General features: G+C 67.5%; 11 protein-coding genes. 5 read left to right on the top strand and 6 right to left on the bottom strand.

The window, feature by feature from the left end:
- Nucleotides 1-3 precede the first annotated feature (3 nt).
- The 6 genes from ABZ345_RS26295 to ABZ345_RS26270 form a co-directional block, all read right to left on the bottom strand.
- Nucleotides 4-1,524 (bottom strand): alpha/beta hydrolase, encoded by a 1,521-nt coding sequence (locus tag ABZ345_RS26295; protein ID WP_359853927.1) that lies wholly within the window; start codon nt 1,522-1,524, stop codon nt 4-6.
- 169 nt (nt 1,525-1,693) lie between these two features.
- Nucleotides 1,694-2,668, bottom strand: a complete 975-nt coding sequence (locus ABZ345_RS26290) for an ABC transporter substrate-binding protein (RefSeq protein ID WP_359853924.1) — start codon at nt 2,666-2,668, stop codon at nt 1,694-1,696.
- Nucleotides 2,669-2,685: 17 nt separating this feature from the next.
- Complete coding sequence (locus ABZ345_RS26285; protein WP_359853921.1) at nt 2,686-3,723, bottom strand: ABC transporter permease; 1,038 nt, start codon at nt 3,721-3,723, stop codon at nt 2,686-2,688.
- Nucleotides 3,723-4,487, bottom strand: a complete 765-nt coding sequence (locus ABZ345_RS26280; protein WP_359853918.1) for an ATP-binding cassette domain-containing protein — start codon at nt 4,485-4,487, stop codon at nt 3,723-3,725. Before ABZ345_RS26280 ends, ABZ345_RS26285 begins: the two co-directional genes overlap by 1 nt.
- Complete coding sequence (locus tag ABZ345_RS26275) at nt 4,484-5,515, bottom strand: mannose-6-phosphate isomerase (protein WP_359853915.1); 1,032 nt, start codon at nt 5,513-5,515, stop codon at nt 4,484-4,486. Before ABZ345_RS26275 ends, ABZ345_RS26280 begins: the two co-directional genes overlap by 4 nt.
- Nucleotides 5,512-6,495, bottom strand: coding sequence for a LacI family DNA-binding transcriptional regulator (locus ABZ345_RS26270; RefSeq protein WP_359853912.1), 984 nt, complete (start codon nt 6,493-6,495; stop codon nt 5,512-5,514). The genes ABZ345_RS26275 and ABZ345_RS26270 overlap by 4 nt, the downstream gene beginning before the upstream one ends.
- Nucleotides 6,496-6,741: 246 nt before the next feature.
- On the opposite strand from ABZ345_RS26270, the gene ABZ345_RS26265 reads away from it, so the two are divergent.
- The 5 genes from ABZ345_RS26265 (at nt 6,742) to ABZ345_RS26245 (ending at nt 15,454) form a co-directional block, all read left to right on the top strand.
- Nucleotides 6,742-8,196 (top strand): glycoside hydrolase family 47 protein, encoded by a 1,455-nt coding sequence (locus ABZ345_RS26265; protein WP_359853911.1) that lies wholly within the window; start codon nt 6,742-6,744, stop codon nt 8,194-8,196.
- Between the two features lie 336 nt (nt 8,197-8,532).
- Nucleotides 8,533-9,792, top strand: a complete 1,260-nt coding sequence (locus tag ABZ345_RS26260) for a DUF222 domain-containing protein (RefSeq protein ID WP_359853908.1) — start codon at nt 8,533-8,535, stop codon at nt 9,790-9,792.
- Nucleotides 9,793-10,078: 286 nt separating this feature from the next.
- Complete coding sequence (locus ABZ345_RS26255; protein WP_359853905.1) at nt 10,079-12,289, top strand: GH92 family glycosyl hydrolase; 2,211 nt, start codon at nt 10,079-10,081, stop codon at nt 12,287-12,289.
- A gap of 28 nt (nt 12,290-12,317) precedes the next feature.
- A complete protein-coding gene (locus ABZ345_RS26250) occupies nt 12,318-14,564 on the top strand; it encodes a LuxR C-terminal-related transcriptional regulator (protein ID WP_359853902.1) in 2,247 nt (748 codons plus the stop codon).
- Between the two features lie 83 nt (nt 14,565-14,647).
- Complete coding sequence (locus ABZ345_RS26245) at nt 14,648-15,454, top strand: hypothetical protein (RefSeq protein WP_359853900.1); 807 nt, start codon at nt 14,648-14,650, stop codon at nt 15,452-15,454.
- Nucleotides 15,455-15,467 lie beyond the last annotated feature (13 nt).

The raw sequence follows: 15,467 nt of genomic DNA, 5'->3' as shown, positions 1-15,467 counted from the left end.
CTTCTACCAACCGAGCCGGGAGGCGAGCTGCCGTGCTTTCGTGAGCGGGTTCTGCGCGGTCTCGCCAGGTGCGGGCAGCGGAACTCCAGGGCACGTCAGGTCTTTCGCGGGTGTGACGCCGTCGACGAGGTAGCTCTCGACGATGTCGTTCACGCACTTGTTGCCGAACCCGTAGATGCCGTGGTCGCCCTCATCCTCAACGGTGAGCAGGACGGAGTTGTTGAAGTTCCGGTGCGCTTTCCGTGCACCTTCGAGCGGCGTCGCCGGGTCGCGCACCGACTGCACCATCAACGTCGGCGCGACGCCGATTCCGTTGGGGTGTTTGAGGTTCACGTTCGGTCGGTCCCAGAACGCGCAGGGACCCATGATCTGGTAGTAACCGACGAGCGGCCACTTGGCGCCGTCCCGTGCGCCATCTCGCTCAAGGTAGTCGCGGTCACCGCGGAACGGCGTGTCGTTGCAGACGATCGAGTACGCCGTGCCGTTCTGCGCGTCCGGGTAGGTGGCCTGCGCTGTCAGTTGCGGTTGCACCGCACCCGCGAGCTCGGCCAGGGTCTGTGCGGCGCCGGCGAACGCCTCCTTGGTGTAGAGGGCGCCTCGCAGCAGGAAGTCGAGCGTTACCGGGTAGTAGACGCCTTCCGGACGCATGACTGGCTGTTCGCTCAGCTTGGCGCGCGTGCGTTCGTACGCCTGGCGCACTTCCTCGCCGGTCTTGCCGAGGTGGTAGACGTTGTCGTACTTCGCCACCCACGGCAGGAAGTCGACGCGGAACCGCCGCTCGAAGCCCATGCCCCAGTCGTCGAACACCGGCTGCCACGGGCCGGTGAACTCGACGTTGGAGTCCAGCACGATCTTGTCCAGCGTCTTGGGGAAGTAGGTGGCGTAGTAGGCGCCCATCCAGCTGCCGCCGGAGTAGCCGAGCCAGCTGACCTTGGGCTTGCGCAGGATCTGCCGCAGCAGGTCTAGGTCCTTCACCGTCTGGTCGGTGGTGATGTAGCGGCCGAGTTCGCCGGACTTGGTCTGGCAGAACTTCGCGTGCAGCTGCATGGAGCCGTAGAGCAGGTCGAGGTTGGCCTTGCTGCGGTCGCGCGGGTCGGTGACGCCCTCCGCGGTGTAGCCGCCGCACGTGACGTTGCTGCTGGCACCTGTCCCGCGCGGGTCGATGCCGATGATCTCGGCGTTCTCGCTGAGCTTCGGCCGGTCGAGGTAGACCAGCGGCAGCGTGCGGCCAGGCCCGCCGGGTCCGCCAGGGTTGGTGAAGACGGTCGACTTCGCGGTGCCGTCGCGGGGTTTGAGCCTGCTGACGGCGATGGTGATGGTCTTGCCGTTGCCCTGGTTGTTCCAGTCCATCGGCGCGGCGAAGCTGCCGCACTCCAACCGTTCCGAGCCTGGTGGGAGGCCCGGTGGCAGGGTGTCGAAGCACTTCTGCCACTGGATCTCTTGAACACTTGCCTGAGCCTGAGGTGCGACGAGCGACGTTGCCGTGACGACGGCCAACGCCACCGCGACTTTCCTTCGATGCATTCGGTGCCCCCTCCGATGTGCACCTAGCTCATCGCGTTTGGAGGCGCCGGACATCCACCGGAGGGTGACTGACGCGTACAACTCTGGTCGTACGCCAACTCGGTCAAATGCCCCGAACGGCCGAAGGGCCGCCCCCTGGGAAGGGAGCGGCCCAACGTGGGTCAGGAACTCAGCAGGACTGCTTGTAGAAGTACTTCGAGTTGGCCGACGCGTCGTCCTTCGTGATGGCGACGAGGTCGGTCTCGATGTTGCGCTTGTTCGGCTTGCCGTCGATCGCGGCCAGTGCCTGCTCGACACCCTGCTTGCCGATCGTGCCGGGGTCCTGGGCGATCAGGGCCTGCACGGTGCCGCCCTGCAGGTCCTGCACCTGCTTGGGCGAGGCGTCGAACCCGACCAGGCTCACCGCACCGGTCTTGCCGGCGTTGCGCAGACCGGTCGCCGCACCCTCACCGGTGTTGAGGTTGGTGGCGAACACGCCGATCAGGTCCGGGTTCGCGGCCAGCGTCGCCGTGACCTTCGAGGCCGCGGTGGCGGGCTCGTTGTCGGTGTACTGCTGCCCGATGTACTTGAGGTTCGGGTAGGCCTTGATGGCGTCCTCGAAGCCCTTGGCGCGGGCGTCGGTCGTGGACGTGCCGGCCTTGGTGTTCAGCACCAGCACCGAGCCGGACTTGCCGGCCGCGAGCTTGTTGATCGTCTCGGCGGCGAGCTTACCGCCCTGCTCGTTGTTGGACGAGATGGTGGACGAGGCGATCGAGGTGTCCTGGAGCTTGGTGTCGACCTCGATGACCTTGATTCCCGCGTCCTTGAGCTGCTTCATCGGGCCGGCCATGGCCTTGTCGTCGGTCGGCGCGATCAGCACCGCCGCGGGCTTGGAGGCCAGGATGCCCGTGACGATCGGGGTCTGCTGGGCCGCGTCGAACTTGGCCGGGGCCTGCGTGTCGAACTCGTAGCCCGCCGCCTTGGCCGCGTCCTGGAAGCCGCACTGCATCGAGATGTAGAACGGTTCGGCCGTGATGCCGGGAATCAGCACCAGCTTCTTGTTCGCGGGCGAGTTGCCCGAACCCGAGTCACCAATCTGCCCGCCTCCGCCACACGCGGCGAGCAGGAAAGCGGCCGAGACGGCCACTGCGGAGCGGATCTTCATTGGTCCAGCACCTTTCCCTAACGTTGGTTGCGCGCCCGCCGCCGTGTCTGGTCCAGCCACACGGCGGCCACCAGCACGATCGCTACGGCGATCGGCTGCCAGAACTCCCTGACCCCGATGATCACGAGGCCCTTCTCCAACACCGCCGGGATGAACACGCCGAAGACCGTGCCCAGCACCGAACCCATGCCGCCGAAGATGCTCGTTCCGCCGAGCACCACGGCGGCGATCGCGTTCAGGTTGTCCGTCTCGTGGCCGGTGACGACCGCGACCCGGAAGAACGCGTTGCCCATGAAACCCGCGAGACCCGCCAGGGTTCCCGCGAGCAGGTACACCTTGGTGAGGTGGTTGCGCACCGAGATGCCGACGCGCCTGGCCGCTTCCTCGTTCGAGCCGACCGCGTAGGTGTAGCGGCCGAAACGCGTTGTGGAAAGGAGAAGCGCGCCGAGCGCGGTGACGATCGCGGCCACGATCACGATGTTCGGGATGCCGAACCACGTGCCGGAACCGAAGGTGGTGTTCAGCTTGTCCGGGATGCCGGACACGTTGGAACCGTTGTTCAGCAACAGGGCCGCGCCCTGCGCCGCGCCGAACGAGCCCAGCGTCACGATCAGCGGCGGGATCTTCGCGCGCGAGATCAGCAGGCCGTTGAGCAGGCCCCAGGCCGCGCCGCTGACGACCGCGACCAGCAGGCCGTAGGCGATGACGCCCCAGCCGGCGTTCGTCGCGTCGCCGCCAGACACCTTGTTCATCGCCAGCGCCGAGGTGACGCTCGCGAACACCAGCACCGAGCCGACGGACAGGTCGATGCCGGACGTGATGATCACGAACGTCATGCCGACCGAGAGCACCAGCAGCACAGCGGTTTCCGCGAGCAGGAACTGCAGCGTGGTCACCTGGAAGATGGCGTCCGGGCGGATCGCGCCGAACACCGCGACCAGTACCAGCAGCACCAGGCCGATCCACAGCGTGTTCGCCCCGGTCAGCCGCTTGATCAGCGGGGTGCGCCGCTCGTCGTTCAGGTCCGTAGACAACGTTGTCTTCGTATCTGTCATCACGCAGCGTCCTCTTGCGACAGTGCGCCGGTCATCGCGCCGACGAGCTCTTCCACGGTCGTGTCCGCGGCTTTGAAACGGGCGACCCGCCGGCCGAGGCGCAGCACCTCGACCCGGTCGGACACCGACAGCACCTCGGGCATGTTGTGCGAGATCAGCACCACGGCGATGCCCTCGTCGCGCACGCGCTTGATCACTTCCAGCACGCGTTCCCGTTGCACCACACCGAGTGCGGCGGTCGGCTCGTCCATGAACACGAGCTTTGACGCCCAGGCCACCGATCGCGCGACCGCGACGGACTGGCGCTGGCCACCGGACAATGCCGCGATCGGCACGTCGATGCTCTGCAGTGTTGCGCCGAAGCGGGCGAAGTGCTCCGCCGCCTGCTGACGCATCGCCTTCTTGTCCAGCACGCCCAGCCAGCCGAGCGGACCGGATTTGAGGATCTCCCTGCCCAGGAACATGTTCGCGGCCGGGTCGAGGTCCGGCGCGACCGCGAGGTCCTGGAACACCGTCTCGATGCCCCGGTCGCGGGCGTCGTTGGGAGAGGTCAGCCTGAGCGGTCTGCCGTCGAACAGCAGAGTCCCGCTGGTCGGCTGTTCCACCCCGGACAGGCACTTCACCAGGGTGGACTTCCCCGCGCCGTTGTCGCCGATGAGCGACACGACCTCGCCGGGATAGGCGGTGAACGAGGCACCGCGGAGAGCTTCCACGGTGCCGTAGTTCTTCGTGAGATCACGAGCCTCCAGCAACGGCTGGCTCATGGCGACACATCCTCCACTGTGGACAGTACGGGCGGTCGGCAGCGGATCGCCACCAGGTCACCGGTCAGCCCGAGCTCGCCTGCCGCGTGCGGCACGACGACGGTGCTGCCCTTGTGCACCTCCAGCTCACCGAGCTGGCCTGACCCCTCCAGCACCACCAGCACGGCGAACGACGGCTCCAGTGCGAAGGAGCCCTCCACGTGCAGGCGGTCGGCCTGGAAGAACGGGTCCGCGTCGTGGCCGAGGAGATCGACCGACGGCGCCCACTTCTCGGACGTCTGGCGCACGAGCTTGTCCAGCTGCCCGGCCCAGCCGTGCCGGTCGACGCAGTCCAGCGCGACGTCGTAGCCGAGGCCGAGGTGGCCGATGTCGCCGTTGGCGAGGAAACCCTGCCACTCCAGCGTCACCGAGAAGTCCGTGGGCTGCTGCAGTTCGACGATGAACACGCCCTCGCCGATCGCGTGCGGCACACCGGCGGGCACGTAGACCGTGTCACCGGCCCGGACGCGGACCGGGTTCAGCGCGTCGAGCATCGCTTGCGTGTTCTGCGTGGCGACCCAGTCGGCGACGACGTCCGCCGGGACGTCCTCGCGGAATCCGATGTAGACGGTCGGGTCCGAGCCGGTCGTGCCGATGACGATCCACGCCTCCGTCTTGCCGTGGCGGCAGTTCAGGTGCGAGGACGCGAAGGCGTTCGACGGGTGGCAGTGCACGGGCAGGCGCTGGCCCGCGTCGAGCAGCTTCACCAGCAACGCCGTGTCGGCGCCGAACTTCGCCACGTGGTCAGGGCCGAGCCACCCGGTGGGGTCCGCCTCGACGGCGTCGCGCAGCAGCACGCCGTTCGGCAACGTTGTCAACCCGGCGTCGCTGCGGCCGTACAGCGTCGTCGTCGACGCCACCCAGTCCTCAGGGCCGAAGTCGCCGCTGGTGCCACCGCGCAACGCGGCGATCGCCTCGCCGCCGCGGTAGAACTGCTTCGGCTGGTTCGCCGGCAGGTTGACAGGCTGGTGGAGCACACCAGAACTCACGCGTGGACCTCCCCGGATCCTCGTGGCACCAAGCGCACCGGCAGCACGACGCGGCGCGGTGGTGAGTTGTCGCCGTCCAAGCGGGCGAACAACAAATCGGTGGCCGCCTTGCCGAGCGCGCTCGCGTCGTGCGCGATCACGGTCACCGGCGGCGACAGCAGGTCGGCGAGCTCGAAGTCGTCGAAGCCCACCAGGGCGGGCCGTTCCGCGACGCCTGCGAGCGCGCGCAGGATGTTCACGGTGATGCGGTTGTTGCCGGCCACGATCGCCGTCGCGGGTTCGCGCATGCTCTGCAGCCGTTGGAGGGTGGTCACCACGCTGCTGTCGTCGTGCGGTCCCATCGCCACCAGCTCCTCGTGGTAGCCGATGCCGGCTCTGACGCAGCCCTCGCGGTAGCCGCGCAGGCGCTCGTTGGCGGTGAAGATGTCCGGTGCGTCGCCGAGGAACGCGATGCGGCGATGCCCATGAGCAGCCAGATGGGTGACGGCCTCGACGGTGCCGCCGATGTTGTCCACCAGCACGGTGTCCGCCACGACGTCGCCCGCGGGCCGGTCCAGGAACACCACGGGCGTGCCCGCGCGCATCTCCGGCACCAGATAGCTGTGCTGCAGTCCGGCGGGCACGATCAGCAGCCCGTCGACGCGGCGGCTGCAGAACTCCAGCGCCAGCTCGCGTTCACGGCCGGGATCCTCGTCGGACGACCCGGAGATCACCTGACGGCCTCGCAGTCGGGCGATTTCCTCGACAGCGCGGGTCACGCCGGAGTAGAACGGGTTGCCGACGTCCTCCAGCACCAGCCCGATCGTGCCGGTGGACGACCCCCGGCGCAGGTTGCGGGCACTCAGGTTCCGCCGGAACCCGAGCTGGTCGATGGCCGCGAGCACGCGCTCGGCGGTGGACGGGTGCACGCCCGGCTCGTCGTTGACCACGCGCGAGACGGTCTTGATGCTCACGCCCGCCAGCCGTGCGACGTCGTTCATCGTCGCGCGACGTACCTTGCGCTGACCGGCAACAGGGCCGCTGGGGGACAACGTTGTCATAGTGGCCGTATCTCACCCCGGCTTTACCGGCTTGTCAACCGTTCCGGAACCGGTCAAGCGGCTCTTCATTTTCTCACTTGGTGTCCTGAACAGGACAAGTGACACCGGTGGTCTTGACCGTCCCCGTGTGCGCTCCGCAAGGATCTGGTGACAGACAGCGTTGTCAGCCAGAGGGGAGCAACTGCTATGCGTGACCTGCCACGCCGAAGCGTTCTCAGCCTCCTCGGAGCCGCCGGACTTGCCGGCGTGCCCGGTGTTGCAGCCGCTCAACCATCTCCGTCCGCGCCACCTCCCTCGTCCGACGCCGGCGCGGCTCCTTCCGTTGGCGCACAAGCCCTGGCACCGCCACCCGGTGGCTGGCGAGCCGTCGCCGAGGACGTGCGGTCCGAGGTCCGCTGGGCCTGGCGGTCCTATGTGGACCACGCGTTCGGCCACGACCAGATCAAGCCGGTGTCGGGCGGTTCCGAAGAGTTCTTCGTCGACGGCCACCCGATGGGCCTCACGATCGTGGAAGCCCTGGACACCCTGTGGCTCATGGAACTCGACGCCGAGTTCGCCGAGGGCGTCCGCTGGGTCAAGTCCCACCTGTCCTTCGACGTGGACGCCTCGTTCCAGGTCTTCGAAACGAACATCCGCATGCTGGGCGGCCTCTTGTCGGCCTACCACGTCAGCGGAGACCCCGCGTTGCTGTCCCTGGCACGCGACCTGGGCGACCGCCTGCTGGTCGCCTTCACGAAGTCACCGACCGGAATCCCTTACCGCTACGTGAATCTGCGCACGGGCGCCGTCTCCTCACCGGAGACGAACCTCGCCGAAACCGGCACCTACATCACGGAGCTCGGCTCGCTCTCGAAGTGGACCGGCGACCGCAAGTACTACAACGCGGCCAAGAAGGCCTTCAAGTACACCTTCGACCGCCGGACTTCCCTGGACCTGCTGCCGTGGGACGTGCACGCCGAAACCGGCGCCTGGCGCAACCGCGTCGCCACCATCGGCCCGCCCGCCGACTCCTACTACGAGTACCTGTGGGACGGCTGGCACCTGTTCGGTGACCGCGACCTCAAGGCGTGGTGGGACGTGTTGCTGCGGGCGATCCTGCGCTACCAGACCGATGTGGCCTCGGGCCGCCTTTGGTTCGCTCAGGTCGACGCTTTCACCGGCCGTCGTGACTCGCGGACCCAGAGCGAGCTGGCGGCGTTCTTCGGCGGGCTGCTGGCCGAGAGCGGGGATGTGGCGCGCGGCCGTTCGTACCACGACTCCTGGACGGCGGTTCAGGATCGCTATGGCGTTCTGCCCGAGGGCATCAACTACACGTCTCTGCGCGCAACCTCTGTCGGCAACCAGCTTCGGCCCGAGTACGCGGACGGTGCCTTCTTCCTGTGGCTGGCGACGCGTGACGAGGTGTACCGCGAGCGCGCGTACCGGCACTACCAGGAGATGAAGCGGACCTCTCGCACCAACTACGGGTACACGATCCTGCGGGACGTCACGACGGGCGCTCAGGGCGACTTCTGTCCCGGGTACTGGTGGTCGGAGCAGCTGAAGTACTACTGGCTGATCTTCAGCGACTCGCGCCGGTTCGACTACACCAGCCACTACCTGTCGACCGAGGGCAACATCTTCCTGGGGGCTCGCCGGTAGCTCCCGCGAACTCCGGGTCTGAGCTCCGTGACTTGGCGGCGGCGGTGCTCAGATCCGGTCTCACCTGGGCCGGGGTGCCGAGCGGCGGCGGTGGCACCCCGGCCCAGCCTTGAGTTGGGCCGGTCGGCTCGGTGGGTCCTGACGGGCCGGATCATTTCATCGCCGCTTCGCGACGATTGCGATTGGGACTTGACCTTGGGCCTCTTGCAAGGTGCTTTATCGGCCTTAAAGGTCCGGACGTAAGGAGACCCATCGATCGCCACAAGCGGATGGTTCACACCTTCGTGTTCAATTTCTTGCGTTATAGTCCTGTGATCTTGCGGTAGAGTAGAACACGTGAGCGAAACCCGGCTTCCTTCCACCGGCGAGCTGTTGCGCAGCTTTGTCGAGGAAGTGGTGGAGCGTCGGATTCGTGACGACAGGATCATGAAGATGGTCGCCGAGTTGGATCGGCGTGGTGCTGCCGCCGAGCTCGGTTACAAGAATTTGGCGCACGTGTTGCGTGATGCAGTTCGCTGGGATGGTCACGAAGCCCAGAAATGGGTCGCCAGCGCCGCCCTGCTGAACAGCACGATCACTCCCACGGGCAGCGAACTCGCCCCCGAACTTCCCGTGACCGCCGAGGCCGTGGCCGAGGGCGCGTTGTCGATCGAGCACGTCGCGGCGCTCGCCAGGGCGATGGAGCACCTGCCCGCCGAAGCTGAGGCCGCCATGGTGGACTTCGCTCGCGAGCACGTGCCCGCCGCGATACCCAAGTTCGGCGAGAAGCTGGCCTACGCGCTCTACCAGAACGACCCGGAACCTCGTGATCCCGATCCGGAGCCGCTGGTCAACCAGCACGTGAAGCGCTGGAGGAAGGGCGGGCAGCAGCTCGAGGTCAAGATGCTGCTCGACAAGGTCACCGGCATGGCCTACGAGGCGGCGCTGGACCCGCTGGCCAAGCCGCGCCCGGAGACGCCGGAGGAAGGCCCGGACCTGCGCTCGCGGGCCGAGCGCGAGGGCGACGCCTTCGCCGAGCTGGTCAACCTGGTGCTGCGCGCCGACCAGTTGCCCGAGCACGGCGGCGAGCCGGTCACCTTGACCGTGACGATGAGCTACGACGACCTCGCCGAGCGGGTGGGCCAGGCGATGCTGGACAACGGCGAGCGCATCCCGGCCAGCCAGGTCCGCCAGCTGGCCTGCAATGCGGGCATCATCCCGCTCCTGCTCGGGGACAAGTCGCAACCGATGGACATCGGCCGCAAGACCCGAAGCTTCCCCGCCGGAATCCGCCGAGTCCTAGTCGCGAGAGACCGAGGCTGCGCCTTCCCCGGCTGCACCCGGCCACCCAGACATTGCGACGCCCACCACATCCACCACTGGGCCGACGGCGGCGGCACTTCTGTCGACAACGCCGTCCTGCTCTGCCGTCACCACCACACGCTCATCCACCAAAGCGAGTGGGAAGTGAAAATGGCGGCCGGTATACCGGTGTTCTATCCGCCTGCGTGGCTGGACCGGCTCCGAAGGCCCAGACGCAACCTGCTCCACGCACCAAAAGGATTCACGCCAACGCCAACGAGCTCGCGCGAATTGGCTGCGGCCTGCCCGAGGTGAAGCCGAAGGCGAATTCCGCACGGTTATCGCACGATGGCTCCGCATGCCTATCGCGCGATAGCGAATCCGAGTAGTCTTGAGGCAATGCGGAATTGGGCAACCGGTCATGACGTGCCCACCAACGCAAGGCGACCGGCCCGCACCGGTGACCACTCCGCTGGATCGTGACCAGCCGAAGCAAGGTGACCACCACCAGCCCCCGGAAGCAACCACCCACCCCGGACCACCCGACCGGACCACACCTCACCCCCAGAAATCCCCCAGAGATCCAACTACGCTGGACCGCGTGGACGATCTGGATCCCATTGAGTCGGTAAACACGTTCATCGGCACAAAGGACGAGGGCAACACGTTCCCCGGCGCGTCCATGCCCTTCGGCAAGGCCCACTCCAGCCCCGTCGGCTCCCACTACGCGGGCTACCGCTACGACGACCCGATGATCCGCGGTTTCGGCCACTTCTTCCTGTCCGGCGCGGGGTGCTGGGAGCAGGGCGGCCTGGTTCCGATCCTCCCCACCTTCGGCTCGCTGCCGACCAGTCTCGACCACAAGCGTTACGCCACCAGGTACACGCACGACGGCGAGATCGGTAAACCCGGTTACTACAAGGTCAGGCTCGACCGCGACATCACCGTCGAGTGCACCGCCACCACCAGGGCCGGCGTGGAGCGCTACACCTGGGGCGGCGGCATCAGCGGCACGCTTCTGATCAACACGGGCCAGGCCAACGACAAGGAGCCCGTGTCGGCCAGCAGTGTCAGGGTGGTCGACGACCGCACCCTCACCGGAACCGTGGAGACCCAGGCGTTCTGCGGTGGCCGTCCGTACGTCACCTACTTCACCACCAGGTTCGACCGCCCCTTCAAGGAGTTCGGCACCTGGACCCCGACAGGACCCAGGCCCGGGCAACGGGAATCAGCCGGCGGCGCCGGTCTCAGGGGTGCGTGGGTCACCTTCGAACCGGGCCCGGTGACGGCGTACACCGCACTGTCGCAAGTGGACGAGCAGGGCGCCACGAACAACCTGAACCAGGAAACGAGCGGCAAGTCCTTCGACGAGATCCGCAACGAAGCCCAGGACGCCTGGCGCAAGGAACTCGGCTGCATCGAGATCGACACCGAGGACTGGGACGAAAGGGCGGTCTTCTACACCGCGCTGTACCACGTCCTGCTCCAGCCGCTCACCGGCAGCGACCAGGACGGCCGGTACCGGGGCTTCGACAACCAGATCCACAAAGCCGAGGGCTGGACGTACTACGAGTACTACTCGCTCTGGGACACCTACCGCGCCCACAACCAGCTGCTGGCGCTACTGCGAACCCAACGCGCGAAGGACATCGCGCAGAGCATCCTCAAGATTCACGAGCAGGGTGGCTGGCTTCCGCGCTGGGCCTACGCCAACCAGGAGACCAACTGCATGACCGGTGACCCGGTCACGCCGTTCCTGGTCGACCTGTGGCGCTTCGGGCACCTCAAGGGGCTGGAGGAACAGGCCTACCGGGCGCTGCTGCAGAACGTCGACGGCGTCCCGCCGCAACAGTCGCGGTTCCAGGGGCGGTCCGGCAACCCGAGCTACCTCAAGAACGGGTTCGTCCAGTACGACAAGAACTTTCCCAAGAAGGGGCAGGACACCGACCCGCACCACGGAGCGTCGGCGACCCTCGAGTACGCGCTGGCCGACGCCACGCTGGCGATCATGGCCGCGGGGCTCGGCCACAAGGAAGATGCCGAGCGGCTCAAGAAGCGTGGTGAGAACCACCGCACCCTCTGGGACCACAGCGTCACCGACCGCGGCTTCACCGGCTTTCCGCGGCCGAAGCTGGGCAACGGTGCGTGGCTCACCCCGTTCACGCCGCAGGGGCCGGAAGGGTTCCACGAAGGTACGGCGTGGCAGTACCAATGGCTGGTCCAGCACGACATACCCGGCCTCATCACCGCGCTGGGCGGCAAGGCGGCGGCCGAGGCCAGGCTCGACGACTTCTTCGCCTACCAGGATCTGCTGACAGACCCGGCGAGGACCGTGCGGGAGAAGTGGGTTGTCGGGCCGTACGACTACTACAACCAGTTCAGGTACAACCCGAACAACGAGCCGGATCTGCACGCTCCGTGGATGTACGCGCTCATCGGCAGGCCCGAGAAGACGTCGGTGGTCGTCAGGGCCGCGCAGACGCTGTTCGTGAACGGGCCCGCCGGCGTCACGGGCAACGACGACCTCGGCACCATGTCGGCCTGGTACGTGTTCAGCGCGCTCGGGATGTACCCCGCGGTGCCCGGAACTGGCGAGTTCGTGCCACACGCTCCCCAGTTCCGCGGGGCCGTGGTCCACCTGGAGAACGGCAAGGACATCGTGATCAAGGCCGAGGCCGCGGACACCACGAAGACGCAGGTGGTCGAGCGGATTCGGAGCGGCTGGCGCAACAAATCCAAAGATCGGATCGAGCTCGCGGAGCTCCTTTCCGGGACCACTCTCGAGGTCGACCTTCACACACTTTCCAATTGAGACGCCAAAACGGTCGTAGTCTCGTGGGATGGGCACCTGCGCGAGCTGTGGCACGGAATTCGCGCCCCTGCCGTCGCGGGCGCGGTACTGCTCGAACGCGTGCCGTCAGCGCGCCTACCGTCAGCGGTCCGCGGGTACGTCCACTGTGGTCGCCGAGGTGCCCGGTTACGGGGACGCGTTCGTCGGTCGTGAGACCGAGCTGGCGGAGCTGCTTTCGTTGCTGCGCAAGCACAGGATGCTCACGCTCGTCGGAGCGGCAGGGGTCGGCAAGACGAGGCTCGCGGTCGAGCTCGCGAAACGCTCCAGGAAGACCGAGGTTCGCACGGTCGAGCTGGGCAAGCTGAGCAGGCCCGACCAGGTGGTGCAGGCGTTCGCCGAAGCCGTTGGGGTGTACCAGCACGCGGGCGTCGCGCTGCGGACCACGTTGCTGCAGGAGCTCTCGAACAGAAGAATCCTTTTGCTGGTCGACAACTGCGAGCACCTCGTCGAGGAGTCGTGCGCCGTCGTGGACGCGCTCCTGTCGCGCTGTCCAGGAGTGCAGATTCTCGCCACCAGCAGGGAAGCGCTGCGAGCGATCGGCGAGGCCGTCTACCCGGTGCACGGGATGGACGGGGACGCCGTGCGGCTCTTCGCCGAACGCGCCGGCGTGCAGGGCGACCAGGACGCGATCGCGGCGATCTGCGCGCGGCTCGACGGTGTCCCGCTCGCGGTGGAGCTGGCCGCGCGGCTCTCGCGGACCGTGCCGCTGTGCGAGCTCGCAAACCGCCTCGACCACCGGCTAGACCTGCTCAGCGACGCCGAGGAGCAGTCGCGGCACCAGAGTCTGCGCGCGGCCATCGCGTGGAGCCACGACCTGTTGACCACGTACGAGAAAGAGCTCTTCCGAAGGCTCGCGTTGCTGCCGGGCGGGTTCGGGCTCGAGATCGCCCAGGTCGTGCACGGCGGCACGGTGATCGGCCTGCTCACGGCGTTGCAGGCGAAGTCGCTGGTGGTGCGGGAGAACGACGGCCGCTTCCGGATGCTCGAGTCGGTGCGGCTCTACGCGGAGGAACGTCTGGTAGAGCACGGCGAGTACGGCGTGACGGCCGAACGGATCATCGCGTGGCTCAGCGAGAAGGGCGAACCCGGCGTCACGTCGTCGATCCTCGCGCCCGAGCAGCTCACGGCGCTGCACCAGGAGTACGACAACGTGGCGTACGCGTTCGCCCATTTGGTGGCGGCGCACGATGAACGCCGGTTGATGCTCGCCACGATGCTGCTGAGGGTGTGCTTCGACCGCGGCTACTACGCCGAGGCGGGCGCGGTGCTGATGCAGGTGCTGGACCAGTCGTCCGCGCAGGCCCGCTACCGGGTTCTCGCGCTGGAGTACGCGTCGCTGCTGGCGGTGTGCGAGGAGCGGCGCGACGAAGCGGTGAAGTACGCGATGGAAGCGGTCGAGACCGCGCAAGCCGGTGGGCAGCAGTTGGTCATGTGCAGGCTCTACCGCACGTTAGCGAGCGCTTACGAAGGCGTGGGCGATGTGCCGAACACCGCGTGGGCGTTGCGCCAGTCGATCGAGCACGGCGTACGTAACGGCAACGACGTGAGTGTCGCTGTGTCGAGCCAGAATCTCAGTTGGTCACTGCTGAAGCAGGGTGACGTCGACGGCGCCGGTGTGCTGGTGGAAGCCGCGTTGCCCGCGCTGAAAGCCCATGCGCGCCCGGATGTCGTGGCCATCGCGGTGCACACGTCCGGCTGCATCGCCTTGGAACGAGGCGATGTGACGACGGCGGCGGCACGGTTCGCCGAGAGCGCGCGGATCGCGGCGAACCTGCCGCGCGCGGTGCTGGAGGCGGTCGAGGGCTGTGGCCTGGTCGCCATGGCGTCCGGACGGCACGAGCGCGGCGTGCGCCTGTTGGCCGCCTGCCAGCAGATGCGCGTGGCGTGGGCTTTTCCGGCGGAACCGTGGTGGCGCGGGAAACTGGACGCCGCGCTGGACGTGGCACGGGAGTCCTTGTCCCGCGCGGCTTTCACCAGGGCCGTGAGCGCGGGGCAGGCGATGGACGTGCGGCACGCCGTGGAAACCGCGCTGGACAAGGAGATCGTGCGCGACACCGTGCTGAGCGACCGGCAGCGCATGGTCGTCGAACTGGTGGCGCAGGGCATGACCAACGCTCAGATCGCGGCGAAGCTCGGGATCTCCCACCGAACCGTGGAGTCTCACGTGCACAACGTGAAGACAGCGTTGAATCTTTCGACCAGGGCGCAACTGATGGCTTGGGCCCAGTCCAACTGAGACGTAACGCTGCGGTTCATCCGGATGACTTCACGCTCCCCGCCGTTCATTGTGAGTACAACCAACGGAGGGGAGGGGGCGACGTGGAACCGTTCCGTCTGCTGCACCCCGACCTCGTGCCGCAAAGGCGTGAGTCGTTGCAGCACGCTGCGTCCATGCTCGTCCAGATGGGGTTGGACGACACGGTGCTCTCGGCGTCGCCCGTGCACCAGCGGCTCGCCCGCGTGGTGCTCGCGAGCAGCGACGTCATCGAGTGGAAACCCGGATACAGCACCGGTGACGCGAGCCACGACGACCGTTTCGGCGTCGTGCGGGTGGGCGGCGACCGCGGTGGCGTGTTCCTGTCCAGCATCCTGATCGCCTACCTCGACGTGCTCGAGAACGCGGCACGCATGGGCACCTCGATCAGCGAGGACTCCTGGCGCACCCTGCTCTGGGCGCCGACCGCGCTCTTCGACCACGTGCTGCGCCGCCCCCAGGTCGGTATGACCGTCGTCACGCCCGGTCCCGGCTCCGAGTACCTGCCGCAGGAGCGCACCCAGTCCGGCCAGCGCCTCTACCTCGCGCTGATGCAGGCCGTGCGGTTCGCGGTCACCGGCGTCGTGCGCGCCCAGGACGACGGTCCGCTGGTCGAGGACTGCGTGACGCTCGCGACGGCGTGCCTGCGTGCGGCCACGGTCGCGCTCGCGTTCGCCGGCGACGTCCGGCCGGAGATGGGCATGGCCGCGCCGCTGCCGATCATGGAGACCTCCGAGCACCGCTATCTCTGGCAGACGATCAGCGAGGTGCGCGCGGCAGTTCCGCGAGCGCGCTTCGAGCAGTTCGCCTCGGCGCTGCGCCGGCTCAACGACGTCTACACCGCGAGTCCGCTGCTCGTGTCGGGCTGCTGACGTTCGAACGTCT

The sequence above is a fragment of the Lentzea sp. NPDC005914 genome (genome assembly GCF_040629405.1).
In the GTDB taxonomy this organism is placed as follows: domain Bacteria; phylum Actinomycetota; class Actinomycetes; order Mycobacteriales; family Pseudonocardiaceae; genus Lentzea.
This window is presented reverse-complemented; position numbering and strand designations above follow the sequence as displayed.